Below are 26,970 nucleotides of genomic sequence, written 5' to 3' on the forward strand. Positions count from 1 at the left end.
CCTCCGTCCCCGCCCCCGCCACGACCGGCCACCGCGTGTACGGCACGGCCCCGGACGGCTCCGTCTTCGCGGTGGACGGGCGGGACCTGGCGCGGGGGCCGCCTGGCGCCGCCCGATGCGGATCGAGCGCAGCGGCGGCAGGTCGCTCCTGCGCCGCAGGTCGGCGGTGGCCAGGGCGATCCGTACACCCGTCCAGTCCTCACCGGTGCGCTGGGCGACCGAGGCGCGCAGCAGCAGACGCCCGTCGCCGTCGCCCTGACGGTGCGTGAGCCGGTACGTCGGAACCCATACGGCCCCCGGCACCCCGTACTCCAGCTCCAGTTCCAGCTCCCGGTCCGGCTCGGAACCCGCGTCCGATCCCGAGCCTGACCCCGCGTCGGCGCCTGAGCCCGCGTCCGACCCCCTGTCACCGGTTTCGACCAGCCTGAGCACCGCGCAGACCGTCGCGTCCAGGTGCGCCGAAGGGGCGTCGGCGGTGGAGGCGCGCGCCAAGGCGTCCTCGGCGACGGCCAGTTCGTGCCCGGCGCGTTCCAGGGCCTCGTCCAGTTCGACCAGGCGGGCGTGCAGGCCGGTCAGGCGGGCGTCCACGAAGTCGGCGAGTTCCAGCCACGCGTCGACGGGGGCACGGCGGTGCGGGTCCTCCCGCTTGCGGGGCGGCGGCACCGGCCGCAGTCTCCCGGTCTCCTCGATCAGCCGCGCCTGCCGGTCCCGGCGGTCACGCGACGCCTCGTACGCGTCGCGCAGCCGCTCCACCTCCTGCCGCGGCCCCTCGGGCGCGTCGGCGGCGGGCGGCGCGGCCTCGAAGTCCACCCGGGCCTCCGCGACGCGCAGCCCGGAGGAGCCCGTCACCCGTACCCGCAGCGAGCCCGGATCGAGGGAGCGGGGCAGCCCCGTCACCCGCACCCGGCCGTCGGGCGGGACGGTGCCCCGGGCCAGTCGGCGGCAGAGCGCGCCCTCCGCGTACACCACCACCGCGTCGAGGGTCGACCCCCACCCGCGCATCGGCTCCGTCGCCATGTCCTCAAGCCCCCTGCCACGTCCGTGCCCCGGCGAAGCCTACGCCGGAGCGCGGGACGGCCCGACGGACGGGTCGGCGCGCGGAGCGGCGCACGGAGCGGCGGACGGGCCCGCGCACGGGTCGGCGGACGGGTCGGCGCAGGGAGCGCGCGGAAGGTCGGTGCCGGTGCCCGACTGTCAGTGGCACGCCGTACCGTCGGGGGCATGATCACCGCCGACGAAGTCCGCGCCCTCGCCCTCGCGTTGCCGGAGACCCTGGAGAAGGAGGCCTGGGCCATGCCCACCTTCCGGGTCGCCGGGAAGATGTTCCTCACGCTGCCCGACGACGAGACGTCGATGGCGGTCCGCTGCCCGAAGCTGGATCGCGACGAGCTGGTCCTCGCCGAGCCGGAGAAGTTCTGGGTCGCGGACCACGAGGCCGCCTTCGCCTGGGTACGGGTCCGGCTCCGCGCCCTCGACGACGAGGAGGAGCTCCGGGCGATCGTCGTCGACTCGTGGTGCCAGGCGGCGCCGCCGCGCCTGCTGAAGGCGCACCCGGAGCTGGCGCCCCCGGCACCGTGACCGCGGCCGGGGCCCGCCGGCCGGGCGGGCCTGTCGCGCGGGCGGCTGCCGTCCGTCGTAAGGTCCGGATATGGGTGTGGTGCTCCGCCGTCGACTCCGTGCCGCCCGACCGTCCCGCCCGGCCCCTGGGTGAGCGGCGTGGGCGGCCCCATCGGTGCGGACACCGAGGACGTCTTCGGCGACGGGCGGATGGACGCCGTCGTCGCCGACGTCATGCGGGAGACCGAGGCCTCGATCGGCCTGCTCTATCTGCAGGTGCCGGGGGAGCGCATGCTGCGGCTCGTCCTGGTGTCGGGCGTCTCCCCGGAGATCGCCGCGCCCTGGGTGCGGATCCCGGCCGACGCCCCCGTCCCGGTCGCCGACGCCATCCGGGACCGCAGGCTCGTGTGGCTGGGCGGCCGGCAGGAGATCGCCCACCGCTACCCCAGGGTCGGGATCGTGCTGCCGTACGACTTCATGCTGGCGGCGGCACCCCTCGCCGACGACACGACCGTGTGGGGCGGCATCGTCCTGCTCTGGCCGATCTGGCACGCGCCCCAGCTCGACGAGCGTGAGCGGACGGCGCTCGACGCGTGCTGCCGCCGCTCCGCGCGGCTGCTGCGGCGGGCCGCCGAACAGGACCCGCCGCTGCCGGTGCCGACGGAGCTGCGCGTCGTGCACCCCGTACGCCCGTCCGAGGCCGACCCCGTCCTCGGCGCGGCCGCCGTCGACTTCGTGGAACGGCTGCCCCTGGGATGCTGCGCCCTGGACCTCGACGGGCGCATCACCTTCATCAACACCGCCGCGGCCGAACTGGTCAACGCCGGCGCGGCCGCGCTGCTCGGCAGGCGGCCCTGGGAGGTGCTGCTCTGGCTGAACGAGCCGGACTTCGAGGACCGCTACCGCGAGGCGGTGGTCACCCGCAAGGCCACGTCGTTCACGGTGCTGCGGCGCCCGGCGACCTGGCTGCTGTTCGAGCTCTATCCCGACGTCACCGGCGTCAGCGTCCACATCCGCCAGGTCCCGGGCCCTTCCGTCACGGACATGCCCTCCGCGGTCGAGGCCAGGACCACCGACCCGACCGGCACCCCGCCCGACGCCCCGACCGGCACCCCCGGGGTGCCGTGGCCCGTGGAGCCCGTCGGCGCCACCGCGGTGTACCAGCTCATGCATCTGGCGGCGTCCCTGGCCGAGGCGGCCGGGGTGCGCGACGTCGTCGAACTCGTCGCCGACCAGATCGTGCCCTCGTTCGGCCCGCACGGTCTCGTCCTGATGAGCGCCGACGAGGGCCGCCTGCGCATCATCGGCCACCGCGGCTACGAACAGGAGTTCGTCGACCGCTTCGACGGCACACCGCTCACCGCCGACGTCGCCGACGCCCAGGTGCTCGCCACCGGCGTGCCGCTCTTCTTCCCCACGCACGAGGACCTGCGCCGCGCCCACCCGCACGCGCCGCGCTACGAGGGCCGCAACGCCTGGGCCTTCCTCCCCCTGATCGCCTCGGGCCGGCCCGTCGGCTCGCTGATCCTCTCGTACGAGCGGCCCCGGCCCTTCCCGGCGGCCGAGCGGGCGCTCCTCACCTCCCTGGCCGGGCTGATCGCCCAGGCCCTCGCCCGGGCCCGGCTCTACGACGCCAAGCACTCCCTCGCGCACAGCCTCCAGACCGGTCTGCTGCCGCACGGCCTGACCCCGTTCCCCGGCGTCGCCGTCGCCGCCCGCTATCTGCCGGCCGGCCACGGCATGGACATCGGCGGGGACTTCTACGACCTCGTCCACGCCTCCCCGACCTCCGTCATCGCGGTCATCGGCGACGTCCAGGGGCACAACACGAGCGCCGCGGCCCTCATGGGACAGGTGCGCACCGCCGTCCACGCGCACGCGACGGCCGGCGCGTCACCCGGCGACATCCTGGCGCGCACCAACCGGCTGATGGCGGACCTCGACCCGGACCGCTTCACCAGCTGCCTGATCGCCGAGTTCGACCTCTCCCGGGACCGGATCCGGCTGGCCACGGCCGGGCACCCGCCGCCCCTGCTGCGCCGTCCCGACGGCCGCACCGAGATCGTCGACGTCCCGCCCGGACTGCTCCTCGGCATCGGCGTCACGGACGACGCCGACTACCGCACCACGGAGCTGCCCTGGGAGCCCGGTGCCGTCCTCGCCCTCTACACCGACGGACTGGTCGAGGCCCCCGGCAGCGACATCGGTACGGCCATGACGGACCTGGCCGACCGGCTCGGCCGGTGCCGCACGGCGGACCTCGACGACCTCGCCGACGAAATGATCCGCCACGTCACGGACGCCGCGCACCGCACCGACGACGTCGCCCTGCTCCTCGTCCGCCGCGAGCACCCGGCCGAACTCCGGCCGGACCCCAACCCTTAGAGCGCCCCGACCACACCCCTCAGCGCGCGACGAGGGAACGCGCGGCGCGGGCGATGTGGGCGCGGGAGATGCCGCATGCGTCCAGGAGCTCCTCCGTCGTGCCCGAGCCGGGCAGCTCCGTGACGGCGAGGTGGGCGAACGCGGGCCGGGGACCGCCGTCCGCCGCCAGCGCCGACAGGACCGCCTCGCCGATGCCGCCCTCGGGGTGGTGGTCCTCGACGACGACCAGGGCGCCGGTCTCCCGCGCCGCGCGGGCGAGGGTCGCGGTGTCGACGGGCTTGACGGAGTACAGGTCGACGACCCGGGCCCGTACGCCGTCGGCGGCCAGCTCGTCGGCGGCGGCCAGGCACTCGTGCAGCGTGACACCGGCGCCGACGAGGGTGACCCGGTCGTCCGCGCCGTGCTCGCGCAGCGTCTTGGAGCCGCCCACCGGGAAGGTCTCGTCGGGCCCGTACAGGACGGGGTAGGACCCGCGGGTGGTGCGCAGGTAGGAGATGCCGTCCAGGTCGGCCATGGCCGCGGTCAGCGCGGCCGTGGAGGTGGCGTCGCTCGGATAGAGCACGGTGGAGCCGAGCACGGCCCGCATCATGGCGAGGTCCTCGACGCCCATCTGCGAGGGGCCGTCCGCGCCGATCTCGACGCCGCTGTGCGTGCCGCACAGGGCCATCGTGATCCGCGAGACGGCGGCCATGCGGATGAAGTCGTGGGCGCGGGTGAGGAAGGCCGCGAAGGTCGTGGCGTACGGGCGGAAGCCGCGCACCGCCATGCCGACCGCGTCGGCGATCATCTGCTGTTCGGCGATGTACGCCTGGAAGTACCGCTCGGGGTGGACCTTGCCGAACTCCTCGGCATGGGTCGAGTTGCCGACCTCCGCGTCCAGGGCGACGACCTCGGGCCGCGCGCCGAGGGCGGCCAGGGTGGCGCCGAAGGCCTTCCGGGTGGCGACCTCGTCGCCGACCTCGTAACGGGGCAGCTCGACCGTGACGGCCCCGCCCCGCCCCGTGCCGGCGGGCGTGGACGCGGACGGGTCGGCGGCCGGGCGCGGGCCGCGCACGCGCAGGTCGCGTACGCCGCCGAGTTCGGCGACGGCCCGCTCGGCCAGGTCCTCGGGCAGCGCCTTGCCGTGCCAGCCGCCCTTGTCCGCGACCTCCGACACCCCGCGGCCCTTGACCGTGCGGGCGACGATCACGGTGGGCGCCTGCCCGTCGGCGGCCGTGGTCAGGGCCCGGTCGACCGCCTCCAGGTCGTGGCCGTCGACCTCGATCGCCCGGCACCCGAACGCCTCGGCCCGGCGGGCGTACGCGCCGGTGTCCCATCCCAGCTCGGTGGGGCCGCGCTGACCGAGCCGGTTCACGTCGATCAGGACGGTGAGGTTGGCCAGCCGGTGGTGTCCGGCCTTGTCGAGCGCCTCCCACACCGACCCCTCCGACATCTCGCTGTCCCCGCACAGCGCCCACACCCGCGAGGACCGCTTCTCCAGGTCCCGGACCGCGAGGGCGATGCCGACGGCGTAGCCGATGCCCTGGCCCAGCGAGCCGGTGGCGACGTCCACCCACGGCAGTTCGGGGGTCGGGTGGCCCTGGAGCCGGTGCCCGAAGCGGCGGTACGTCGTCATCAGCTCGTCGTCGTCGATCGCGCCGGCGGCCTTGAACATCGCGTACAGCAGCGGCGAGGCGTGCCCCTTGGAGAAGACCAGGTGGTCGCCCGCCGGGTCGTCGGGAGCGTCCCAGTCGTAGCGCAGATGGCGGGTCATCAGCACCGCCATCAGGTCGGCCGCCGACAGGCTGGAGGTGGGATGCCCGGAGCCCGCCGCCGTACTGGCGCGCACGGAGTCCACCCGCAGCTGCTGGGCGAGCTCGAAGACCTGCGACAGGTCGCTTCGGGGGCCGAGCGTGGTGGTGGCGGGTGCGGTCATGACGGAGGTCCTTTCACAGACGGGGATCGCGGGCACGCGGCGTACGGGCCCGTGCCCCTGCGTCTGCTCCAGGAGACCGCGGTCATGCACCGCCCGCACGGCGAACGCCGCCCCGCCCGCACGGCGAACGCCGCCCCGCCCGCGCGGGTGCCAGGCGCGGGCGGGGACTCAGGCGCCGCGGCGGGTCACCAGGACGAACCCGTCCGGGTGGGCGGCCGTGCGCAGTCCCGCGTCGTGGAAGAGACCGACCAGCGCCGTCTCCATGGCGACGCGCAGGCCCGTCAGGCCCGCCCGCGCCTCGACGTCGGGATCGTCGACGTGCGCGATGATCACCGGCTTGACCAGCGGGTCCACACGCCAGGACACGACCACGCCGTAGGCGTGGGCGCGCGCGGTCAGACCGCAGCCCTGCTCGAAACCACCTCGGAGGAGGACGTTCTCGACCTCGTCGAGCAGGTCGGACGCGTCGGACGGGTCGGACGGGTCGGACGGGTCGGACGCGGGAGGACCCTCGGAGCGGAGGGGCATGGCGGGCTGCTTTCCCGCCGGAGAGCGCGGGGTGCGCGCCGAGCCCCGCGGTGCGGCGGCCGGGCGCGGACCGGGCGGGATGTCCGGTGAAGGTGAGGCGGCGAAGGAAACGGAACGGTGGCCGCCGTCGTCACCGACGGCCTGAGCCAGAGCTTTCCCCGGCCGTGTGGCGGTGGAGGATCCAACCAGTCTTTGGGGATACAACGCGTCCGGGGCGCGCGGTCCACCCGCCTTCAGTGCTGTCCACGCTACTCCGCTTCGGCCGAGGCGCCCGTCGGCCGACCTGCTCCCGCAGCGGTCGAAGCGCCCCGTCCGCCGGCCCGCTCCGGTCGAAGCGCCCGGTCGGCCGGCCCGCTCCGGCCGAAGCGGGCCGGTCGGCCGTCCCTCAGGGCTTGAAGAGCACCTTCACCACGCCGTCCCGCTTGGCCTGGAACATCTCGTACGCCTCGGGCGCCTCCGCCAGCGGCACGCGGTGCGTGGCGAAGTCGTCCACGCCCAGCGGATCGGCGTCGGTGAGCAGCGGCAGGAGATCGTCCACCCAGCGCAGGACGTTCGCCTGCCCCATGTGGAACCGCAGCTGCTTGTCGAACATCACCAGCATCGGCATCGGGTCCGCCGCGCCCCCGTACACGCCGGCGAGGGAGACGGTCCCGCCGCGCCGCACCAGCTCGATCGCCAGGTGCAGCGCCGCCAGGCGGTCCACGCCGTAGCGGCGCATCATGCCCCGGGCGAGCGCGTCGGGCAGGTGGGCGACCATCGTGTGCAGGCCGCGGGCGACCGGCGCGCCGTGGGCCTCCATGCCGACCGCGTCGATCACGGCGTCGGGCCCTCGCCCGCCGGTCAGGTCCCGCACCCGGTCGACCAGCTCCGCGTCGGACGGGTCCAGGACCTGCACCCCGCGGGCCGCCGCCCGGTGGCGGCGGTCGGCCACCGGGTCGATGCCGACGACGAGCTCCGCCCCGCGCAGCAGGGCGATGCGGGCGGCCATGTCGCCGATCGGGCCGAGCCCGAGGACCGCGAGCGAACCGCCGGGAGGCACCTCCGCGTACTCCACCGCCTGCCACGCCGTCGGCAGCACGTCCGACAGGTAGACGAAGCGGTCGTCCGGCGGGCCCTCGGGCACCGGGATCGGCAGGGTGTCGCCGAACGGCACCCGCAGGTACTCCGCCTGCCCGCCGGGCACCTGCCCGTACAGCTTGGTGTAGCCGAACAGCGCGGCACCCGTGCCGTACGCGTGCACCTGCGTGGTCTCGCACTGGGAGTGCAGTCCGCGGGCGCACATGGCACAGGTGCCGCAGGAGACGTTGAACGGCACCACGACCCGGTCTCCGGGCCGCAGCCGCCGCACCTCGGCGCCGACCTCCTCGACGACGCCCATCGGCTCGTGCCCGAGCACGTCGCCGGGATCGAGGAACGGCCCGAGGACCTCGTACAGGTGCAGGTCCGACCCGCACAGCCCGCTCGACGTGATCCGCACGATCACATCGGTCGGCTCCCGCAGCACGGGGTCGGGCACCGTCTCCACCGACACCTTCCGCCGGCCCTGCCACGTGACGGCCTTCATGGCGGCCACCTTCCTGTCCGTCTCGGCTGTCGTCGTCGCGCTTCCCGTCGTGTCGCCGGGGGCGTTCGGCCGGATCCCCGTCGCGTTGTCGCCGGGGGCGTCCGGCCGGATTTCCGTCGGGCGCTCCGTGAGGGGCGGGTGCCCCGCCTCACGGCCAGGACACCTCCCGCCGGGGCACGACGACGAGCTCGGCCGCCGCGCTGCCCGCCGGCACGGACAGGGCGTACATCACGGCGTCCGCGACGATCTCCGGGCTCTGCAGGAGCGCCGTGTCGGTCTCCGGGAAGCGCTCCATGATGAACGGCGTCTCCATGCCGCCCGCGACGACACCCGTGACCCCGATCCCGGGGCAGTCCCGCTGCGCCTCCTTGAACAGCGTGTGCGTGAAGGCGCGCAGCCCCGTCTTCGCGGCGGAGTACGGGCCGGCCTCGGTCCAGGTGCGCAGCGAGGCGGTCGACAGGATGTTCACGATGTGCCCGCCGCCCCGCGCGACCATCCGGCGGTAGCCCTCGCGGCACAGATACATCGGGCCGAGCAGGTCGGTCGTGATCACCCGCGTGATCTCCTCGGCCGTGAGCTCGGCCACCGACTTCGTGACGTCCACGGCGGCGCAGTTCACCAGCACGTCCACCGCGACGCCCGCCGCGTCCAGCTCCTCGAAGAGCTCCGCGACCGCCTCCGCGTCCCGTACGTCGAGGCCGACCGGCCGGGCCCGCAGACCCTCGGCCACAAGGCTCTCGCACAGCTCCTTCGCCGTCTCCTGCCGGACGTCGGCGACCAGGACCTCCGCCCCGGCGCGCGCCAGTCTGCGCACGATCTCCGCACCCAGCCCCCGTGCGCCACCGGTGACCAGGGCCGACCGGCCGTCGAGCGTGATCTCCACTCCGTTGTTCATCGTTGTCTCCTCCTTGCGAACGGCATCCTTCGGACATGTGTGAGCAAGCCCACGCGAACCCCACGAGCCTTGCGGCACGGGGGAGTTGGGGCGGTGCGCGGCACCGGCGCAGGGGCGGTGTAGGGCGGGTCACTCGCTTCTCGAAAACCGTCTGCCACGATGGGCCGCTGACCCGATCCCCCCGTGCCGGAGACCCCCGCGCCCCAGGCGCCTCACCGGTCCCCGGCGCGACCGATCGCGGTCGACCCGCCGCTCCCGCCGCCCCCGCTCCCTCCGCTCCTCGCGCGCGCCTCGTGCCGCCCCCGGTGAACCCGTGCCTTCCATGCGTCTGCTCCCGTCCCCCGCCTCCCTCGCCTCGGCCCTGCGCCCGTGGCGAGTCCTGACCTCCCCGCGCGGCGCGCGCCGCCCCGCCGACGACGACACGTCGCCCTGGCGTTCGCTCCGCCACCGCAGCATGCGCTGGTGGGCCGTCGCCCATCTCGTCTCCAACACCGGCACCTGGATGCAGCTGACCGTCCAGAACCTGCTGGTCCTCCAGATCACCGGCTCGCCCGCCGCCGCCGGCCTCTCCCTCTCCGCCCAGGCGGCCCCCGGCCTCCTCATGGGCCTGCTCGGCGGAGCCGCAGTCGACCGCTGGCCCCGCAAGGTGACCGCCGCGCTCGCCCAGGTGACCCTCGGCCTGGTGGCCCTGGCCACCGCCGCCCTCGTGGCCCTCGACCAGCTGAACCTGCCCGTGCTCATCGGCCTCGCCGTGCTCACCGGCCTCGTCGCCACCGTCGACGGCCCCGCCTGCGCACTGCTCGGCAACGACCTCGTCCCGGTGCGGGACGTGCCCTCCGCCATCGGCGTCGGCTCGCTCGCCCACAGCGCGGGCCGGCTCGCGGGAGCCGCCATGGCCGGCATCACCGTCGCCACGCTCGGCACGGCGGCCGCCTACCTCGCCAACGGGATCTCGTTCTTCTTCGTGGCCGCGGTCATCCCGTTCCTGACCCTGATCCGCCCCCAGCACGGCCCGTCCAAGACCGGTGACGGCCGCACCGCGGCCGGACCGGCCGACGGGGCCGTGGAGGTCGAGAAGGAGGCTGTCGGCGCCCCGGCCGACGCCTACGAGATGCCGGACCCCACCGACACCAGTGTCCGCGGAGGACTGGTCTTCTTCGCCCGCCGCCCGCGGCTCGTCGCCCTCGCGGCCCTGAACGCGGTCAGCGCCCTCTTCGGCCGCAACTACTCCCTGACCCTGGCGGTCCTCGTCACCGGCCCGCTCGCCGGCTCCGCGAGCTCCTTCAGCGCCGTCTCCTCGGCCCTGGCCGTCGGCGGCATCGTCGGCGCGGTGCTCGGCGCGCGGCTCCGCAGCCCCCGGGTCCGCATGGTCGCCCTGCTCACCGCGGGCGGCGCGCTCCTCCAGGTGGTCGCGGGAGCCTCCCCCTCCCTGGCGTTCCTCGTGGTGCTCGCCCTGCCCATGGCCGTCGCCGAGTCCGTCACCGACACCGCCCAGAACACGCTGCTCCAGACCGACCCGCCGCCCCACATGCGCGGCCGCGTCCTCGGCGCCTGGAACAGCATCCGCACGCTCTGGGGCCTGGCCGCGCCGCCGACCCTGGGCCTGCTCATGGAGATCCTGGGCGCGCGGGGCGCCCTGGTCACCGGCGGCCTCGTCGTCGCCGGCGCGGTGACCGCCGGATGGCTGCTGCGCGGCCCCCGGTCCGCCCACGCCAAGGCCAAGACCCCCGTCCGCCCCGCTCCCGTACCGGAGCCGGTCCCCGTCCACGTGCCCGTCACCCGGCCCGCCCTGGAGAGCGCGGCCTGATCGGGACGCGCGCGGGGCGGGACGGCCGCCCGCGTGGGGTGAGGCTTGCGGCACGTCCGCCGCAGGGAGCGCTGGGCACGGCGCAGGGCCGTCGCCCGCGCGCCGTGCGACCTTGGGGAGCCGCCCGCTCATCGGCTCGCCGCCTCGACGACGACGCTGCCGGGGCCGGGGCCGGGGCTGCGGTCGGGGCGCGCGGGCGCGGCGTCGCCCGCCGACAGCGCCAGGACGGCGTCCAGGACCTCGTCGACCGTGATCTCCAGCAGCCGGGGATCGGGACGGTGCGCATGCGGGTCGCCCGGCCGCTCCGCCCCCGGGCCGTCCCCGGGATGCCACAGCGCCCGGTGGAGACCCCCGTCGGGCGGCCCCCACAAGGCGGGCGACACCGGCCCGAAGAGCACCACCGAGCGGGTGCCGAGCGCGGTCGCCAGATGGGCCAGACCCGTGTCCCCCACGACCACACAGCGCGCGCCGGCGACCAGCCCGCACAGCTCCGCGAACGGCACCCCGGCGTCCCCGCCCACCACCGCCGACGGGGCCAGTCCGGCGTGCTCGGCGACCGACCGCGCCAGCGGCGCCTCGCCCGGACCCGCCGTCACCACCACGGGCAGGCCCGCCCGGCGGACGCCCCGTACCACCGCCGCGAAACGGTCCACCGGCCAGCGCCGCGCGGCCGCCTGCGCACCCGGATGCACCACGACCGCGCCCGGCGCGACCGGACCGGACCCGGCCGGCGGCGCGATCCGTACGTCGTCGGGGTCGGCGACCAGCCCGTACCAGCGCAGCAGCCGGCACCACCGCAGCCGCTCGTGCTCCTCCGGAATCCAGGCCGGGCCCCGCACACCGGGGACGGCCGGGTGCCGGAACGCCCACAGGTGCTCAGGCCCCAGACCGGCGAGCAGCCGGTGACTCTCCGGCCCACGCCCGTGCAGGTTCACCGCGAGATGCGGCGCCCGCGCGCCGGCGGGCAGCACCGCGGGCACGCTCCGCCCCGGCCCGGCGGCCGGCAGCAACCGGTCCACACACCCCGTGGCCCGCGCCACCGCCGCCAGCTCCCTCGGCGCGGCGAGCACCAGTTCATGGTCCGGCAGCCCCCGGCGGAGCGCCCGCAACGCCGGTACGGCGGTGAGCAGATCCCCGAGCCCCAGCGCCCGCAGCACCAGCACCACCGGCCGCCCACCGGCCAGACCTCCCGCCGCCCGCCGCGCCACCTCGACGGCGCCGGCCGCACGGGAAGCCGGTGACGTACGGGGCCGGGCCCGCTGACCGGTGGGTGTGGGGGGCGTCGTGGTGAGGGGCCGGTGGCCCGGTGTACGGGGCCGGGCCCGCTGACTGGTGGGTGTGGGGGCCGTCGTGGTCGGGGGATGGGTGCCCGGCCCCGGGCGCGCGGGACAGGGCGTCGTACCGGAGGCCGCGCCGAGGGACCGGCGATCCGGTGTACCGGGCGGTGCCGACCGCTCCGGCGCGTCCGGGGGCGCGGCGGGAGAGCGGTCGGGCCTGCCGGATGTCGTGTCCCGCCCGAGGGGCGGGCGGTTCGGCGGCGGGGGCGGGGTGGCCCGCCCGGGGAGCGGGGGGCCCGGTGGGCCGGGCGTGCTGCCCCGCCCGTGGGCCCCGCGCACCGGCGTACCGGGCGCGGCGGTCGGCCCCTCGGCCACGTGGTCGTCCGCCGCCCCCGGCGCGGGCTGTCGCCGCCCGTCGGCCGCCTCGCTCATCGGGCCCTCCGTCCCGCCGCCGCGGCGCGGGCCGCCCGGTGGGCGATCCGGGTGGTCGAGCGGCCGTCGAGGTAGGGCAGCACGACGGTCTGGCCACCCCAGCGCCGGAGCGCCCGGGTCTCCGGGAGGCCGTCGGGGGAGTAGTCACCGCCCTTGACCCACACGTCCGGCCGCAGCGCCTCCAGAAGCCGCTCCGGGGTGTCCTCGTCGAAGGCCACGACCGCGTCCACGCTGCCGAGGGCGGCGAGCACCCGCATCCGGTCCGCGAGCGGGGTCAGGGGACGTCCCGGGCCCTTCAGCCGAGCCAGGGAGGCGTCCGAGTTGACGCACACGATCAGGCAGTCCCCGATCCGCGCGGCGCGTTCGAGAAGACCCACGTGACCGGCGTGCAGCAGGTCGAAACAGCCGCCGGTGGCGACCACGGTGCCGCCCCGGGCCCGGACACGGCGGGCGAGGGCGAAGGCGTCCCCGGCTGGCTCCGGACCGGGCGACGGGGGCGTGGGCGACGGTGGCGTGGTCGGCGTGGCGGTGGGCGGCGTGGGCGTGGGCGGTGCCTCGCCGGTCACCGCCGAGGCACCACCCGCGCCGACGAACGCGGCGGCCTCGGCCACCGCCCGCTCCACCGCTTCCTCCGGCAGCGCGCCGCCGGCGAGGGCCACCGCCGCGGCCGCGGCGAAGCAGTCCCCCGCGCCACACGGGTCGCCTCCCGTCACGGGAGGCGCCGGCACCAGCAGCGGAGCCGTCGAACCGGCGCGGGTCAGCAGCGCCCCCGCCGCGCCGAGCGTGACGGCGACATGGGTGGCCCCCCACCGTTCCGCGAGGTCGGCGCCCCGGTCCGCGTGGGCGCGCAGGGAGGTGCCCGGACGGTCGCTGAAGGTCGCGGCCTCCTTCGCGTTCGGGGTCGCCATGCGGGCCCCGGGGACGGGCGGGCCGCCGCGCGGATGCGGGTCCCATACGAGGGGTACGCGGCGGGCGGCCTCGGCGAGGGCCTCGCGGAGCACGTCGGCCGTGCCCCGGCCGTAGTCGGCCACCAGGATCGCGCCCGCGGTCTCGAGCGCGCGCAGGGCCTCGGGGCCGGGCTTCCCCGGGGTGCCGCCGCCCCGGTCGAGGCGCAGGAGCGGCCGGCCGCCGGCCAGGACCCGCGTCTTCACCGGCAGGGTGCCGTCCAGGGGAACGGCGACGACCCGGATCCGGTCGCCCAGACACCGCCGGGCCGCCTCGCTGGCCTCGTCGGAGCCGATCGCCGTGACGAGCACGACCTCGACATCGGACCCGATGCCGACGCCGGACAAGACTTCGTCGCCGGGCATGACCGCATCGCCGGGCAGGGTCTCGGCGCCGGGCATGACCGCATCGCCGGGCAGGGACTCGGTGCCGGGCAAGACTTCGTCACCGGGCAGGGTCTCGGCGCCGGGCAAGACTTCGTCACCGGGCAGGGTCTCGGCGCCGGGCAGGGCCGCATCGGCAGGTCCGATCTCGACGCCGGGCACGGTTTCGTCGCCGGGCCCGATCGCGACTCCGGGCATGAGTGCGACGCCGGGCAGACTCTCGTCCTCGACCTCGACCTCGACCTGGACCTCGGCCAAGCCCTCGGCCCGGCCGTCCCGCCGGTCGACGCCCCGCCGGCCGTCCTGCCGGTCGACGCCCCGCCGACCGGCCCGCCGCTCGCCCCGTCCGCCGGAGAGCCGCGCCGCGAGGACCGCGGCGAGTCCCGCACCGCCCGCCCGCCGACGTACCCCCGCCACATCCACCACCGGCGCGGGCGCGTCCGGCGCGAGCCGGGTCGCCTCGCCCTCGATGTCCTCGTCGAGGAGCAGATCACCCACGACGACCAGCGGTCCGCGGCTCACGGCGTCCTCCAGCCCACCGACGCCCCGCCGCCGGGACGCCCCTCGCCGTCGGTGCCCGCCGCGCCCGCCGCCCGGTACGGCGTTCCTCCGTAGGGACCGCCGCCCGCGAGCCCCGCCGCCGCTCCCGCGCCCGCGCTCACCAGGGCCGCGTCGAAGAACTCGCACAGCAGGTGGACGACGACCAGGTGGGCCTCCTGCACGGTGGCCGTGGCCGGGGCCTCGATGGTCAGGGCGTCGTCGGCGGCCTCGGCCAGGGGGTTGGGGGCGGGGCCGGTCAGGGCCCAGACCGCGAGGCCGCGGGAGCGGGCGGTCACCGCGGCGGAGAGCAGGTTGGGGCTGCGGCCCGAGGTCGAGAGCAGCACGAGGAGGTCGCCGGGGCGGCCGTGCGCGGCCACCTGGCGGGCGAAGACCTGTTCGAAGCCGTAGTCGTTGCCGATGGCCGTGACGCTGGACGTCTCCGCGTGCAGCGACAGGGCCGAGTAGGCCGGGCGCTCGTCGCGGTAGCGCCCCACGAGCTCCGCCGTGAGGTGCTGGGCCTGGGCGGCGCTGCCGCCGTTGCCGGCGGCGAGCAGCCGTCCGCCGTCAGTGAGCACGGCGGCGAGCCGGCGTCCCCACCGGGCGAGCCGTCGCAGGTCCGCTCCGTCGAGGCGGTCGACGGCCTGGCACAGCGCCCGGCAGTGCAGCCGCGCGTCCTCGTAGATCTCGGATTCGTTCATGTCGGTCGGCCGGGCGCCCTGCCGGGACCTGGCCGCACCTCCTTCGCCAGTCGGTCCCGGGCCGGCCGTCGGGTTTTGCCCGGCGGCCCGGGGGAGGGGGAGGGGAGGGGGCAGGGGGAAGGGTCAGAGCGGCGCTCCGGCCATCGGCGCGTGCGCGGCGACCACCGCCCGGTAGGAGGCCTCCGTCGCCCCGGCCACGCGCTGCCAGGAGTAGCGTTCGAGGACCCGGCGGCGCCCGGCCCTGCCGTACTCCGCGCGCAGCGCGGGATCGGCCAGCAGCAGCCGTGTCGCGGCCGCGAGCACCGGCGCGTTCCCGGGCGGCACCAGCAGGCCGTTCACACCGTGGGCCACCGTGTCCTGCTGGCCGCCCACCGCACTGGCGACGAGCGGCCGGCCGCAGGCCATCGCCTCCAGGGGCACGATGCCGAACGGCTCGTAGTCCGCCGGGCACAGGACGACGTCGGCGCTCCGGATCAGCTTCGGCACCGCCGCCGGCGGCACCGCTCCGGTGAAGAACACCCGGTCCCCGACGCCCGCCTCGGCGGCGAGCGCGCGCAGCCGCCGCACCTCCGGGTCGGCGTCGAGCGCCTCGGGCGGGGGCCCTCCGGCGATCACGAGCTCGGTGCCCGGCAGGCGCCCGAGGGCGGCGACGGAGACGGCCGCGCCCTTACGGGGCACGAGCCGGCCCAGGTGCAGCAGCCGGTGGCGGTACGGACCACGCCGCGCGGCAGGTCCGTCAGGTCGGAAGACGGCCGGGTCGACACCGCAGGGGACGATGTCGGCCTTGGCGCGGGCTATGCCCATGGCGGCCAGTTCCTCGACCTCGTCGCGGCAGGTGGCGACGACCCGGTCGCAGCCGAGGCCCACCTCCCTCTCGTACGCGACGCGGGTCGGCGGACTCGTGTCGGCCGCGCCCTGATGGCGCCGCTTCACGGTGCCGAGGGCGTGATACGTGTGCAGGAACGGCACGCCGGTCTCCTGGCTCGCCCAGAGCGTGGCGAGTCCCGACATCCAGAAGTGCGAGTGGGCCACGTCGGGGCGCTCCGCACGCCACTGTTCGGCCAGGTGGCGGGCGAACGGCCGCATGTGGGGGAGGAGTTCGTCCTTCGGCAGGTGCTCGGGCGGGCCCGCGGGGACGTGGTGGACGAGCACACCGGGCCGTAGCGGCACCGTCTCCGGCAGCGCGGCGTCGTCCCGCCGGGTGTAGACGGTCACCCGGTGTCCCCGGTCGGCGAGCGCGCCCGCCAGCTGGGCGACGTGCACGTTCTGACCGCCGGCGTCCACGCCGCCGAGGGTGGCGAGCGGGCTCGCGTGCTCGGAGACGAGCGCGATCGACAGGGGGCGGCGGGAGCGGGCCGCGGCCGCCGACGCCGCCACCGCCGCGTCCGCGGAGCCGGACCGGGCCGCTCCCTTCTTCGACGGCGTCGACGGCCCCGAGGAGGAAGAGGGGTCCGACGGGGGCGAGGGAGTCGAGTGGAGAGGGGTCATGAGCATGCCTCCGCGATCAGGCGCTCCCAGTCGTCCAGGAAACGCTTGAGGCCGTAGTGTTCGAGGGCCGCCTGACGGGCGCGGGCGCCGTCGGCGGCGGCCGCCTCGGGGTCGGCGAGGTAGCGGCGGGCCGCCCGGGCGAGCACCTCCGGGCGCGTCGAGAGGGTTCCGGCACCGGCGGGTACCGCCTCGACCGCCTCGGTGGTGGCCAGCGCCACGACCGGCATGCCCAGGTGCATGGCCTCGAGGAGGGACAGCCCGAGGGACGTCCAGCGCACGGGATGGAGGTAGAAACGCCGCTGTGCCATGGCCGCGTGCAGCCGTGCCTGGGGCAGGTCGGCCGTGCGGCACCGTTCCTCCGGCAGCCCCAGGTGCGCGGCCAGTCCCTCGGTCCGCATCCCGAACACGTCCAGCGGCGTCGCCCGCGCCAGCTCGGGCAGCAGGTCCGTACCGACGTAACGGCCGCGCCGCACCGGCTCGTTGACCACCACGGCGGCACGGGCCACCTCGCCGGTGTAGCGGTGGCCGGGGTCGATGATGCCGTGTTCCACGACGGCGGTCCTGGTCGTCCCGTTGTCCCACAGCAGCCGGTTGAAGTGCGTGACGTGCACGAGGGTCAGATCGGGGCGGTCGGCCATCGGATGCCGGGTCAGCGGCACGTCCCCGCGCGGGGTGTTGTGCTCCACGTACACCGCCGGAACGTCTCTGCCGGGCCGTCTGCCGCCGAGCCATCGTGTGGCGAGGGCCTCCTCGTGGGGCCGCTGGAGGACCACCAGGTCGACCGGCGCGTCCCGGAGCCGGTCCGGCTCCACCTCGTGGACCGAGTCGGGCCACGGGAAGGTCTCGGCCCTGCCTCGCCCGTCGGGTCCGCGATCGGGCACGACGGGTGTCAGGTAGGTGTGCGGCCCCTGGACGAACGCCGTCGTCCAGGATCCGTGGACGTGCCACAGCAGGATGTTCATGCGGTCGTTCCTCCTCTCGCCCCCGCCGCGGAGGTCACGGCGGAGGTCGCGGCGGCCGGACGGTCCCGGCGCGCGACGAGGTCATGGGGGCGCTCGGCGTCATGAGGGCGCGCGGTGCGACCCGGGCCGTCCGGGCCACCGGAGCCGTCCGTGCGGGTCGAGCCGTGCGGGCCGGTCGAGGCGCCGGGGCCGTGGGGGCCGGTCGAGCCGTCCGGTCCGGTCGAGGCGCCGGAGCCGTCCGGTCCGGTCGAACCGCCGACGCCGTGCGGATCAGCGTGCGCCAGGGCATCCGGCTCCCCGGCGGGGCCCGGACCCGGCCGGGCAGCCGGCCCCAGGAGCGCGGCCACGGCCGCGATCACCTCGGCGTCGCCCACCCCGTCGAGGCACGGATGCCCCGGTACGGGACAGACGCGGGCCCTGCTCGCCGCGCACGCCGCCCGCTGGTCGCCGAGCAGCACATGCCGCACCCCGTAGGGCCGCCAGCGCTCGGCCGGGACCACCGGCGCGAACAGACACACCACCGGTGTCCCCACGGCCGCCGCGAGATGGGCGGGGCCCGTGTTCCCGGTGACCACGGCACGGGCCCGGGCGAGGACACCCGCGAGGTCGCCGAGGCCGGTGGTCGCGCCGCCGAGGTCCAGTCCGTGCCGGCCGGCGACGCGGGCCGTGAGCGCACGCTCGGCCGGGCCGCCGGTGACCACCACCCGGTGCCCGGCCTCGTGCAGCGCCGCCACCGCCCGGGCGGCCCGGTCGGGGCTCCACGCCCGCGCCGGGACGGCCGCTCCCGGGTGCAGCACGATGTACGGGTCGCCGCCCGTCAGGCGGGTGGTGTCGGTGTCCGGCACGGGGTCGACCCGCAGCCGGCCGTCGTCGCCGGACGGCAGCCGGAAGCCCGCCGCCCCGGCCAGGTCGAGCGCCGCCTCGGCCTCGTGCCGCCCGTCCTCGCGCCGGTGCCGCAGGTCGAGCAGTGCCCCGGGGTAGTCCTCGCTGTCGGCGCCGATCCACGGCACCCCGGCCAGACGGAGCAGCAGGGCGGCGGGCAGCGGGCTCTGGTGGTACGAGACGAGGACGAGGGCCCGGTCGAACCGCCCTGCGCCCACCGCCTCGACGAGCGCGCCCACACCGTCCGGCGTGAGCGGCGGCGGTTCGAGGCCCACCCACGGCGCCTCGTACACCAGCACCTCGTCCACACCGGGCAGCAGCCGCGCGGCGGGCGCTCCCGCCGGGCCGCACAGCATGGCCGTCCACGAGGACCCCGCGGCGACGGCCCGCACGGCCGGACCGGCGAGCAGCACGTCACCGGCGCTGTCGAGGCGCACCACGAGCGTGCGCGGGCGGGGGCTCACCGGTCACCGCCCCGGTCGGCCCCGTCCGCGCGGCCCCACGGCGGCGCGGCGAGCGCGAGGCGCACCGCCGTCAGCAGGTCGGGCGCGGTACGGGGCGCGGCGGCGATCTCCTCGGAGCGGGTGACAGGGGTCGGCACGAGCACGCCCCGCGCTCCGGCCGCGCGCGCGGCGGCCATGTCGGAGCCGATGTCGCCGATCACGACGGTACGGGAAGGGCAGGCGCCCAGCCGGTCGCAGGCGGCGAGCACGAGGCCGGGCGCGGGCTTGCGGCAGCCGCAGCCGTCGCCCGGCCCGTGCGGACACACCGCCCACACCCCGAACGGCCCGAGCAGCGCCTCCACACGCCGCCGCACCGCGCTCACCTGAGCCCGCGTCAGGAGCCCGCGCGCCACACCGGACTGGTTGCTCACGACACCGACGGGGATCCGCCGCGACCGCAGCAGGGCCACGGCCTCCTCGGCCCCCGGCAGCAGCGCCACCCGCTCGGGGTCACCGTTGTACGGCACGTCCACGATCAGGGTGCCGTCCCGGTCGAACAGCACGGCGTCGGGCCCCGGGCCGACGGCGGTCCGGCCCCCAGCGGTCCGGTCCACCAGGGCGCCTCCCGGCCCCTCGCCGAACAGCCATGGTCCCCCGACACTGCCCGGGACGGCCGTCCGCCCCTCGGTCTTCGTCGCCGCGGGGGAGGCCGGAGGGGCCGGGGCGGCCGGGGCGGCTGTGGGCTCCCGCCCGGCGCGCCTCCTCCGTACCGCCGCGGAACCGGCCGCTGCCGGCCCCGGGGCCGCGCCGAAACGCCCGAAGCCGGAGGCGGTCCCGGCCGCGGACAGGACGCCCGCCGCGGTCTCGGCCCGGGGCCCGGTCGCGGGCATGCCGCTCGTCCCGGCCGGGTCGCCGCTCCCGGTTGCGGTCACGCCATCCGGCGCGGTCTCGGCCTCGGCCCTGGGACCGGTCGGGGTCGCGGTCACGGCGCCCGTCCCGGCTGCGTCGCCGCTTCCGGTCCAGGTCGCGGGCATGCCGCCCCTCCCGGCCGCGTCGCCGCTTCCGGTCGTGGTTACGGCTCGCGTCGCGGTCTCGGCACGGGACCCGGTCGCGGGAGTAGCTGCCGTCGCGGGCATGCCGCCCGTCCCGGCCGCGTCGCCGCTCCTGGCCCCGGCCCCGGTCACAGCGCCCGTCGCGTTCTCGGCCCCCGCCTCGCCTGCCGTCGCCGTCGTGGCCTTCGCCCCCGTCACGTCGGCCGTCATGACACGGCCTCCTCGACCGTCTCCGGCCTGGCCGGACGGGTGGTGGCGACCGTCGGCGGGCGGGCCGGAGGGCGGGGGCGGGCGGTGCGGTGGGCGAGGAGGCCGCGCAGCCAGTGCCAGGTGGCGGCCGGAGGGATGGCCGCGCTGGTGAGGATCATGTCGACGACCTCCGCGCGGGTGCGGGGGCCGGGCAGGACGCGGGCCACGGTGAACTCCGCCGTACCGGCGCACCACAGCGCGCCGCACACGGCGGCGGCCCGGCGCCGGCCGGTGAGCGCGCACACCAGGGCGGCGGCACCGGCGGCCGTGACGGCGCGGTGGCGCGGCAGGCGGCCGCGCGGCGCGCCGGCGCGGGTGCGCCAGTCCGGCCCGTGGAGCCGCCGCATCAGCACGTCGTCACCGTTGCCGGCCTGCTGGCGGACCGACAGCCAGCGGCCGCCCTGCCGTGGCGGATGGGCGGTGCGGCGGCGTCCCTGGCCGAGCAGCCACCCGGCGTCGAGCAGCCGCAGCGCGAGGTCCGCGTCCTCGCGAAAGGCCCGGCGGAAGCGCTCGTCGAAACCTCCCGCGCCGTCGAAGGCCTCCCGCCGTACGGCCATGTCCGCGGTGATCCAGCGGGCCGTGGCCAGGGCGGCGGTGTTGCGCTCTCCGTCGGTGGGGCGCCGGTCGTCGGGCAGCGGCACCTCGATGCGGGCCGCGACGGCGGCCGTTCCGGCCGACGCCTCCGCCAGGTCACGGGCCAGGTCCTCGCCCCACCGGGCGGACGGCACGACGTCGTCGTCGAGGAAGACGATCCACGGCACGTCACCGGCATGGCGCGCGCCCAGGTTCCGCGCGGCGGCCGGACCGCGGGCCGGGCCGGGCACCACCGAGGTGATGGCGCGGAGCTCCGCCGGTACGGGCAGCTCCGGCACGGTGCCGTCCCGCCCGGGCCGGTCGTGCACGACGACCACCCGGGAGGGCCGCCGGCCGCCCGACCGGGCCAGAGCCTCCAGGCAGAGCCGCAGGCTCGGCCGGCCCGTCGTGGGGACGACGACCGCGTAACGCGGGCCGGCGGGCAGGCCGTTCACCGGCCACCTCCCTCGGCGGCGTTGACGCTCCACCCGTTGGCCCCGGTGGCGAACATCTCGCTCCTGCGCACCGCGAACGGCCCGATCGCGAGCAGGTCGACGGGGGTCGAGCCGAAGCACTCCAGGGCGTCGCGCGGATCGTCGACCATCGGACGCCCCGCCGTGTTGAGGCTGGTGTTGACCACCACCGGCAGTCCCGTCCGCCGCTCGAACTCCTCCAGCATCCGGGCCACCAACGGCTCGTGACGGCGGTCCACGGTCTGGATCCGCGCCGTGCCGTCGACGTGCACGACGGCCGGGATACGCTCCCGCCACTCCGGCGCGACGTCATGGACGAAGAGCATGTACGGGCTGGGCAGCGGGCCGTCGAAGATCTCGGCGGAGCGTTCCGTCAGCACCATCGGCGCCACCGGCCGGAACTGCTCGCGTCCCTTGATGTCGTTGAGCCGCTCCAGGTTCCCGGCGTGCCCCGGATGCGCGAGCAGCGAGCGGTGCCCGAGGGCCCTCGGGCCGTATTCCGAACGCCCCTGGAACCAGGCCACCACACCGTTCGCGGCCAGCACCTCCGCCACGGCGGCGGCGATGTCCGGCGGGCGCTCGAAGGGCACGGCCGCCGTCTTCAGACGTCCGGCGATCTCGGCGTCCGACCACTCCCGGCCGAGCGCGGCCCCCGGCATCGGCGACGGCTCCTCACCGGCCGCCGCGGAAAGCAGCAGCGCCCCGCCGAGCGCCGTGCCCGCGTCGCCCGCGGCCGGCTGCACCCAGACGCGTGAGAACGGTCCTTCGCGGGCGATCCGCGAGTTGGCCACGCAGTTCAGCGCCACACCGCCGGCCAGGGTCAGGAGGCTGTCGTGGGTCTCTCCGTGCAGCCACCGCACCAGGTCGAGCAGGGTCTCCTCCAGGACGAACTGCGCGCTCGCCGCCAGGTCCGCGTGGTCGGCGGTCCACGGCTCCTCCGCGCCGCGCGGCGGACACAGCTCCGCCCAGGGCACCCCGTGGGCGCGGAAGCCGCCGTCGCCCGTGGGGTGGACGTACCGCCGTATCTCGTCCGCCATCCGGGGCCGGCCGTGCGAGGCGAGCGCCATCACCTTGAACTCGTCGGAGGAGCGCAGGAATCCGAGGTGCTCGGTGAGCTCCTCGTACACCAGGCCCAGCGAATCGGGCAGCAACTGGGCCCGCAGCGGCTCCAGACGGTCGCCCTCGCGCCGCGCGGCCAGGTGCGAGGCGCTCTCGCCGCGTCCGTCGAGCACCAGCACCGACGAGGTCTCGGCCGCCTCGGCGGCGAACGCCCCCGACGCGGCGTGGGCCATGTGGTGGCCGACGAACCGGACCTTCTCCGGGTCCAGACCGGGCAGGGCCGTGGCGAGGAAACCGGGGGCGTGCCGGGCGTAGGCCTGGCGCAGGCTGTCCCAGGGGTCGTCGAGGCCCATGTCCTCGGCGGGGCGGGCAAGGCCGGGGTCGTACGAGTACGCGACCACGTCGATGTCGGCGGGGCGCAGCCCGGCCTGTTCCAGGCACCACCGCGCGGACTGCTCGGGCAGCTCCCAGGCGGAGAAGGGCACCGGCCGTTTGCCGTGTTTCCGTCTGGAGAAACGTTCCTCCTCGGCGGCGGCGACGGTGATGCCGTCGACGACCACGGCGGCGGCGGGGTCGTGGAAGAGGGCGTTGATGCCGAGTACGCGCATGGGGCGGGCCTTCCGGTCGGATGCGGCGCAGTGCGCCCGGGGGAGAGGCGGGAGGAGTCGGGGGGTGGGGGAGACGGTGGCCGGCCGGACGGCCGGCCCGGCTCGTCCGGTCCGCGCCGGACTGGTTCCGTCCGGGCCGGACTCATTCGGTCTGCCGGGTCCGGAACCACTCGATCGTCCGCCGCAGCCCTTCCTCCGCCGTGACCTCCGGCTGCCACTGGAGCTTGTCGCGGGCCAGGGTGATGTCGGGGCGGCGCACGGCGGGATCGTCGACGGGCCGTTCGACGAAGCGGATCGTGGAGCCCGAACCGGTCAGTTCGACGATCCAGCGGGCCAGGTCCAGCATCGAGATCTCGACCGGGTTGCCGATGTTCACCGGTCCGGGCATCCCGTGCGCGGCGGCCGCGAGGACACCGCGCACGGTGTCGTCGACGTAGCACAGGGACCGGGTCTGGCGCCCGTCCCCGGCGACGGTGAGCGGTTCACCGGCGAGCGCCTGCCGGATGAACGTGGGGACGGCGCGGCCGTCGTGGCCGCGCATCCGGGGTCCGTAGGTGTTGAAGAGCCGCACGATCAGGGTGTCGGTGCCGCGGGAGTGCGCGGCGGCGGTGGTGAGCGCCTCGCCGAATCGTTTCGCCTCGTCATAGACGCTCCGGGGGCCGATCGGGTTCACATGACCCCAGTAACGCTCGCTCTGCGGATGCTCCTCGGGGTCGCCGTACACCTCCGAGGTCGAGGCGAGGACGAAGCGGGCCCCGCTGGCATGGGCCAGGGCGAGGGCGTTGCGGGTGCCGAGACTGCCGGTCTCCAGCGTGTGCACGGGCAGCCGCAGATAGTCGACGGGTGACGCGGGCGAGGCGAAGTGCAGGACCAGGTCGGGATCCTGATCCACCGTGAACGGCTCGCGGACGTCCGCCTCCACCAGCCGGAATCCGGGGTGGTCCCAAAGTTCCGCCACGTTGGCGGGGGTTCCCGTGCTGAAGTCGTCCACACAGGTCACGTTCGTGCCGCCGGCGAGGAGCGCGGCGCACAGATGGGAACCGACGAAACCCGAACCGCCCGTGACGACGGCATGTTCCCAACGGGTCGTGGGGGACGTGGCCATGGTTCTCTCCTCAACCGGGACACTCAACCGGAACAGTGAGGGGATGAGCCGCGGCTCCGGGCGGTCGCTCCGCCACCGCCCGGGAACCGGTCGGCCCTCCGGGCTTGTCAGGCGTCGTCCGTCAGTCTCACCCGGAGGTGGGAGGGCCGCCACCCGACCGCTTCGTTCGGGTGCCGTGGCTCATGTACGCGGTGACGACACCGCGTGCCGGACGTTCCGGCATCGCGCGGGCGGCTACCCCGGCGGAGAAGCGCTACTCCTCGCATACGCCACCTTTCTCAACGAATCGGTAGAAAAGTGAACGTTTGGGAGCTAAATGTGACATTCCGGGCGGTGGACCCCGTCGGACGGTCGTACGAAGGAGCGCATGACGGGCCAGAGCCGGGGAACCGCCCGGCCATGAGCGACCTCGACCTCGCCCTTGGCCTCGACCCTAGCCTCGACTTCGGACTCGAACCCTTCATCCGACAGCTGGTCGACCCCGGAGTCTGCCTCGTCCCGGCGGAGGTGACCGCCCGCAGGCTCTGCGCGGACCCCGAGCGGTGGGCCGCCTTCGACCGCCACTGGGACGACCTCGCCCCCGATCCCTACCTGCGCTCCTCGGGAACCCTGCGGCTTCGCCGGTACGGGCTCATCGGCCTGTCCCGGTCCGGCGAGAGACGGCCACGGCCGCACGAGCCCTTCCTGGAGCCGGGGGACGGCCATCCGCTGTACGTGGGGCGTGAACGGCACTTCGAACCGCTCACCGACGCCTTCGCGGCCGACCCGCTCCTCGCGGACATCCTCGCCCTGCTGGCCGAGGCGGCGTCCGTGCTCGCCGACCCGCCCGAGTGGACCGTCAGGATCCACCCGTTCCGGGTGCTCGCGACCGCCGGCCGGCCCGGCGCACCCCCACCGGACGGCGTGCACCGCGCCGGGGCCACCCTGGTCTCCTCCCTGCTGGTCGACCACGGCAACGCGGACGGCGGCGAGAGCACGGTCTACCACCCCGACGGGGTGCCCCTCTTTCGTACCGTCCTGGACCGCCCGGGCACGCTGCTCCTCGGCGACGACCGCCGCACCCTCCACGGAGTGTCGGCCGTACGGCCCCGGGCCCCCGGGCGGTGCGCCCACCGCGACGTCCTGGTGATCACGCTGGCCGAGCCCGCGCCCGAGCCTCGGCGTCTGAGCCCGAGCCCGGTCCCGGTCGGAGCCCGCGCCCGTACCCACCGTTCGGGTGCGCATGCGACGGCGATCGCGGGGGAGACGCGGGAGGACAGACCGAGCCGGCCCGACCAGAGGAGGCGGTCATGACCGATCCCCAGAGCCGTACGCGGCGACACGGCGACCGAAGCGCGGCCACCCCGAAGGACGTCGCCGAACTGAAGGCCCGGCAGGCCCACCGCCACGAGGGCAAGGACCAGGGCACGGCTCAGGGCGCGGAGCACCGCGCCGAGAAAGGCGTGGGCCCGGACGGAGGGATCCCCACCGGCCATCGCCCCGACGAGCCCTGAACCGGCCATCGCCCCGACGAGCCCTGAGCTCCGCGGTCTCCTCACCCCGCACCCCCTCGCCGCACGGGCGGCGAGGGGGTGCGGGGCAGGGTGAGGACGGGCCGTGGACGGTGGTGGTGTCCGTCGGCCGTCGGCCGTCTCAGTCCGTGCGCGCCACCACCCGGAACGTCTCCAGGGTCGGATCGGCGGCGTCGGGAATCAGCAGGCCGTGCGCGATACCGCTGCGCAGGTAGTCCACCACCTCGGCGGTGATCACCTCACCGGGCGTCACCACCGGTACGCCGGGAGGATAGGGGCTGATCGTCTCGGCCGAGATCCGGCCGACCACGTCCTTGGCCGCCACGTGCTCCGCCTCGCCGAAGAAGGCGTCCCGCGGCCGCCGGGCCTGCTCCAGCTCCAGCGCGGGAGGCTGCGGCAGCCGCACCGCCGGCCGCGGCGCGAGGGGACCGGTCCGGTCCGCCTCCGTCAGCGCCTGCAACGCGTCCAGCAGCACCCGCTCGGTCGTGTCGTCGTCCGCGTGCGTGATCGAGAGGCTGATCCGGCAGGTGTCCGAGCCGCCCACGTCGACGTGGCGCTCCTGGCGGAGCCACTCCGCCGCCTGCATCCCGCTGACGCCCAGGCCCCGTACATCGATCACGATCTTCAGCGGGTCGAGTTCGGCCGCGAGCCCCGCCGTCACCACCTCGTCGCCCATCGGCGCGAGCCCGGGCAGGCCGGCCGCCGCCTTGCGCACCCGCTCCGCCCGCAGGAGCGCCCCGCCGAGGAGTTCCCGCCCGTGCTCGACCATCTGCCGGCGCCAGCCGTCGAGCGTCGCGTACACGAGCGAGGAGGCGCTGGTCGTGCCCAGCAGGTCCTCGCGCTGCTTGAGGACCTCCGGCGACACCCGGTCGTGCTGGAGGTGGAAGACCGAACTCTGCTCGATCGCCCCGCCCATCTTGTGCACGCTCGTGACCACGAGATCGGCGCCCGCGTCGATGCCCCAGACCGGCAGGTCCGGGTGGAAGGGCAGATGGGCGCCCCACGCCTCGTCGACGATCAGCGGCACTCCGGCGGCATGGCAGACCTCGGCCACGCCCCGCACGTTCGCGCAGGTGCCCCAGTCGGTGGGCGTGATCAGCAGCATGCCCTTCGCGTCCGGGTGCTCCTCCAGCTTCGCGCGCACGTCGTCCGGCTCCGGAGGGTGGGCCATGTGCCGTTCGCCGTCGAACTTCGGATGCACCCAGATGGGCTCCACCCCGTTCACCACCACGGCCGCGATCACCGACTTGTGCGCGTTCCGCGACAGCAGCAGCTTCTCGCCGGGGCCCGCGACGGCCAGCATCGCGGTCTTCACCGACAACGAGCTCCCGCACGTCGAGAAGAACGCCCGCTCCGCGCCCACCGCGTCGGCCATCAGCTCCTGCGCCTGGTCGAGGACGCCCTGCGACTCACGCCGGTCGTCCAGGCCGTTGAGCAGCAGCACGTCCGACCGGAAGACATCCTGCCCGACGACCTCGGCGACCCGGGGATCGGCGCCCCGGCCCTGCTTGTGCCCCGGCGGTCCGTAGACGATGTCCCCCCGGCGTCGGAAGTCCTCCAGCGCTTCGAGCACCGGTGCACGCGAGTGATCCATGGTTCCTCCGGGGTCTCCGGCCGTCGTTGCTGAGCGCGCCACAAG

20 protein-coding genes and 1 pseudogene are annotated in these 26,970 nt (G+C 76.0%); 5 read left to right on the forward strand and 16 right to left on the reverse strand.

What is annotated here, in order from left to right:
- On the reverse strand, window positions 1-1,017 hold a 1,017-nt coding region (locus ABTZ91_RS28430), incomplete at its 3' end, for a DUF4139 domain-containing protein (RefSeq protein WP_352080067.1).
- 204 nt (window positions 1,018-1,221) lie between these two features.
- Between ABTZ91_RS28430 and ABTZ91_RS28435 the strand changes: the two genes are divergently transcribed.
- Both ABTZ91_RS28435 and ABTZ91_RS28440 read left to right on the forward strand, forming a co-directional pair.
- Window positions 1,222-1,578, forward strand: a complete 357-nt coding sequence (locus ABTZ91_RS28435) for an MmcQ/YjbR family DNA-binding protein (RefSeq protein ID WP_352080068.1) — start codon at window positions 1,222-1,224, stop codon at window positions 1,576-1,578.
- A 189-nt stretch (window positions 1,579-1,767) separates the two neighbouring features.
- Window positions 1,768-3,942 (forward strand): SpoIIE family protein phosphatase, encoded by a 2,175-nt coding sequence (locus ABTZ91_RS28440; RefSeq protein WP_352080144.1) that lies wholly within the window; start codon window positions 1,768-1,770, stop codon window positions 3,940-3,942.
- 19 nt (window positions 3,943-3,961) lie between these two features.
- Here the strand turns inward: ABTZ91_RS28440 and ABTZ91_RS28445 are convergent, their stop codons facing one another.
- The 4 genes from ABTZ91_RS28445 to ABTZ91_RS28460 all read right to left on the reverse strand — a co-directional run bounded on the left by ABTZ91_RS28445 (window position 3,962) and on the right by ABTZ91_RS28460 (window position 8,844).
- The gene (locus ABTZ91_RS28445) at window positions 3,962-5,857 is read right to left on the reverse strand and encodes a transketolase (RefSeq protein WP_352080069.1); all 1,896 of its coding nucleotides are present in this window, start codon (window positions 5,855-5,857) and stop codon (window positions 3,962-3,964) included.
- 168 nt (window positions 5,858-6,025) lie between these two features.
- Entirely contained in the window at window positions 6,026-6,385 is a 360-nt protein-coding gene (locus ABTZ91_RS28450; RefSeq protein ID WP_352080070.1) for a hypothetical protein, read from the reverse strand.
- Window positions 6,386-6,770: 385 nt separating this feature from the next.
- On the reverse strand, window positions 6,771-7,949 hold the full coding sequence (locus ABTZ91_RS28455; protein WP_352080071.1) for an alcohol dehydrogenase catalytic domain-containing protein: 1,179 nt from the start codon (window positions 7,947-7,949) through the stop codon (window positions 6,771-6,773).
- A 148-nt stretch (window positions 7,950-8,097) separates the two neighbouring features.
- Window positions 8,098-8,844: an SDR family oxidoreductase gene (locus ABTZ91_RS28460; protein ID WP_352080072.1), complete on the reverse strand. Its 747-nt coding sequence runs from the start codon at window positions 8,842-8,844 to the stop codon at window positions 8,098-8,100.
- A gap of 454 nt (window positions 8,845-9,298) precedes the next feature.
- Here ABTZ91_RS28460 and ABTZ91_RS28465 point away from each other — a divergent pair, with 454 nt between their 5' ends.
- On the forward strand, window positions 9,299-10,651 hold the full coding sequence (locus ABTZ91_RS28465) for an MFS transporter (RefSeq protein WP_407078049.1): 1,353 nt from the start codon (window positions 9,299-9,301) through the stop codon (window positions 10,649-10,651).
- A gap of 128 nt (window positions 10,652-10,779) precedes the next feature.
- Here ABTZ91_RS28465 and ABTZ91_RS28470 read toward each other — a convergent pair whose 3' ends face one another.
- The 10 genes and pseudogenes from ABTZ91_RS28470 to ABTZ91_RS28515 form a co-directional block, all read right to left on the reverse strand.
- Window positions 10,780-11,817: a glycosyltransferase family 9 protein gene (locus ABTZ91_RS28470; RefSeq protein WP_352080074.1), complete on the reverse strand. Its 1,038-nt coding sequence runs from the start codon at window positions 11,815-11,817 to the stop codon at window positions 10,780-10,782.
- Window positions 11,818-12,356: 539 nt separating this feature from the next.
- Window positions 12,357-14,210 carry a D-glycero-beta-D-manno-heptose 1-phosphate adenylyltransferase gene (gene rfaE2, locus ABTZ91_RS28475; protein WP_352080075.1) on the reverse strand — a complete coding sequence of 618 codons (1,854 nt, stop codon included), beginning with the start codon at window positions 14,208-14,210 and terminating at the stop codon, window positions 12,357-12,359.
- The gene (locus tag ABTZ91_RS28480; protein WP_352080076.1) at window positions 14,207-14,926 is read right to left on the reverse strand and encodes an SIS domain-containing protein; all 720 of its coding nucleotides are present in this window, start codon (window positions 14,924-14,926) and stop codon (window positions 14,207-14,209) included. Before ABTZ91_RS28480 ends, rfaE2 begins: the two co-directional genes overlap by 4 nt.
- Window positions 14,927-15,049: 123 nt before the next feature.
- Window positions 15,050-16,414, reverse strand: a complete 1,365-nt coding sequence (locus ABTZ91_RS28485) for a glycosyltransferase (RefSeq protein ID WP_352080077.1) — start codon at window positions 16,412-16,414, stop codon at window positions 15,050-15,052.
- Entirely contained in the window at window positions 16,411-17,376 is a 966-nt protein-coding gene (locus ABTZ91_RS28490) for a glycosyltransferase (protein WP_352080078.1), read from the reverse strand. Before ABTZ91_RS28490 ends, ABTZ91_RS28485 begins: the two co-directional genes overlap by 4 nt.
- 332 nt (window positions 17,377-17,708) lie before the next feature.
- Window positions 17,709-18,722, reverse strand: a pseudogene (locus ABTZ91_RS28495) (glycosyltransferase family 9 protein); the annotation flags it as partial.
- Window positions 18,719-19,735 carry a D-glycero-alpha-D-manno-heptose-1,7-bisphosphate 7-phosphatase gene (locus ABTZ91_RS34185; protein ID WP_407078044.1) on the reverse strand — a complete coding sequence of 339 codons (1,017 nt, stop codon included), beginning with the start codon at window positions 19,733-19,735 and terminating at the stop codon, window positions 18,719-18,721. The pseudogene ABTZ91_RS28495 and the gene ABTZ91_RS34185, both read right to left, overlap by 4 nt.
- 224 nt (window positions 19,736-19,959) lie before the next feature.
- Window positions 19,960-21,021 carry a glycosyltransferase gene (locus ABTZ91_RS28505; RefSeq protein WP_352080146.1) on the reverse strand — a complete coding sequence of 354 codons (1,062 nt, stop codon included), beginning with the start codon at window positions 21,019-21,021 and terminating at the stop codon, window positions 19,960-19,962.
- Window positions 21,022-21,026: 5 nt separating this feature from the next.
- Window positions 21,027-22,715, reverse strand: coding sequence for a carbamoyltransferase C-terminal domain-containing protein (locus ABTZ91_RS28510; protein WP_352080079.1), 1,689 nt, complete (start codon window positions 22,713-22,715; stop codon window positions 21,027-21,029).
- 142 nt (window positions 22,716-22,857) lie between these two features.
- The gene (locus ABTZ91_RS28515) at window positions 22,858-23,820 is read right to left on the reverse strand and encodes an NAD-dependent epimerase/dehydratase family protein (protein WP_352080080.1); all 963 of its coding nucleotides are present in this window, start codon (window positions 23,818-23,820) and stop codon (window positions 22,858-22,860) included.
- A gap of 399 nt (window positions 23,821-24,219) precedes the next feature.
- Here ABTZ91_RS28515 and ABTZ91_RS28520 point away from each other — a divergent pair, with 399 nt between their 5' ends.
- Window positions 24,220-25,113, forward strand: coding sequence for a 2OG-Fe dioxygenase family protein (locus ABTZ91_RS28520; protein ID WP_352080081.1), 894 nt, complete (start codon window positions 24,220-24,222; stop codon window positions 25,111-25,113).
- Entirely contained in the window at window positions 25,110-25,313 is a 204-nt protein-coding gene (locus tag ABTZ91_RS28525) for a hypothetical protein (RefSeq protein ID WP_352080082.1), read from the forward strand. The genes ABTZ91_RS28520 and ABTZ91_RS28525 overlap by 4 nt, the downstream gene beginning before the upstream one ends.
- A gap of 139 nt (window positions 25,314-25,452) precedes the next feature.
- Here ABTZ91_RS28525 and ABTZ91_RS28530 read toward each other — a convergent pair whose 3' ends face one another.
- Window positions 25,453-26,925 carry an ornithine decarboxylase gene (locus ABTZ91_RS28530; RefSeq protein ID WP_352080083.1) on the reverse strand — a complete coding sequence of 491 codons (1,473 nt, stop codon included), beginning with the start codon at window positions 26,923-26,925 and terminating at the stop codon, window positions 25,453-25,455.
- Between the last annotated feature and the right edge of the window lie 45 nt (window positions 26,926-26,970).

This window comes from Streptomyces sp. NPDC126499 (assembly GCF_040302485.1).
GTDB lineage: Bacteria > Actinomycetota > Actinomycetes > Streptomycetales > Streptomycetaceae > Streptomyces.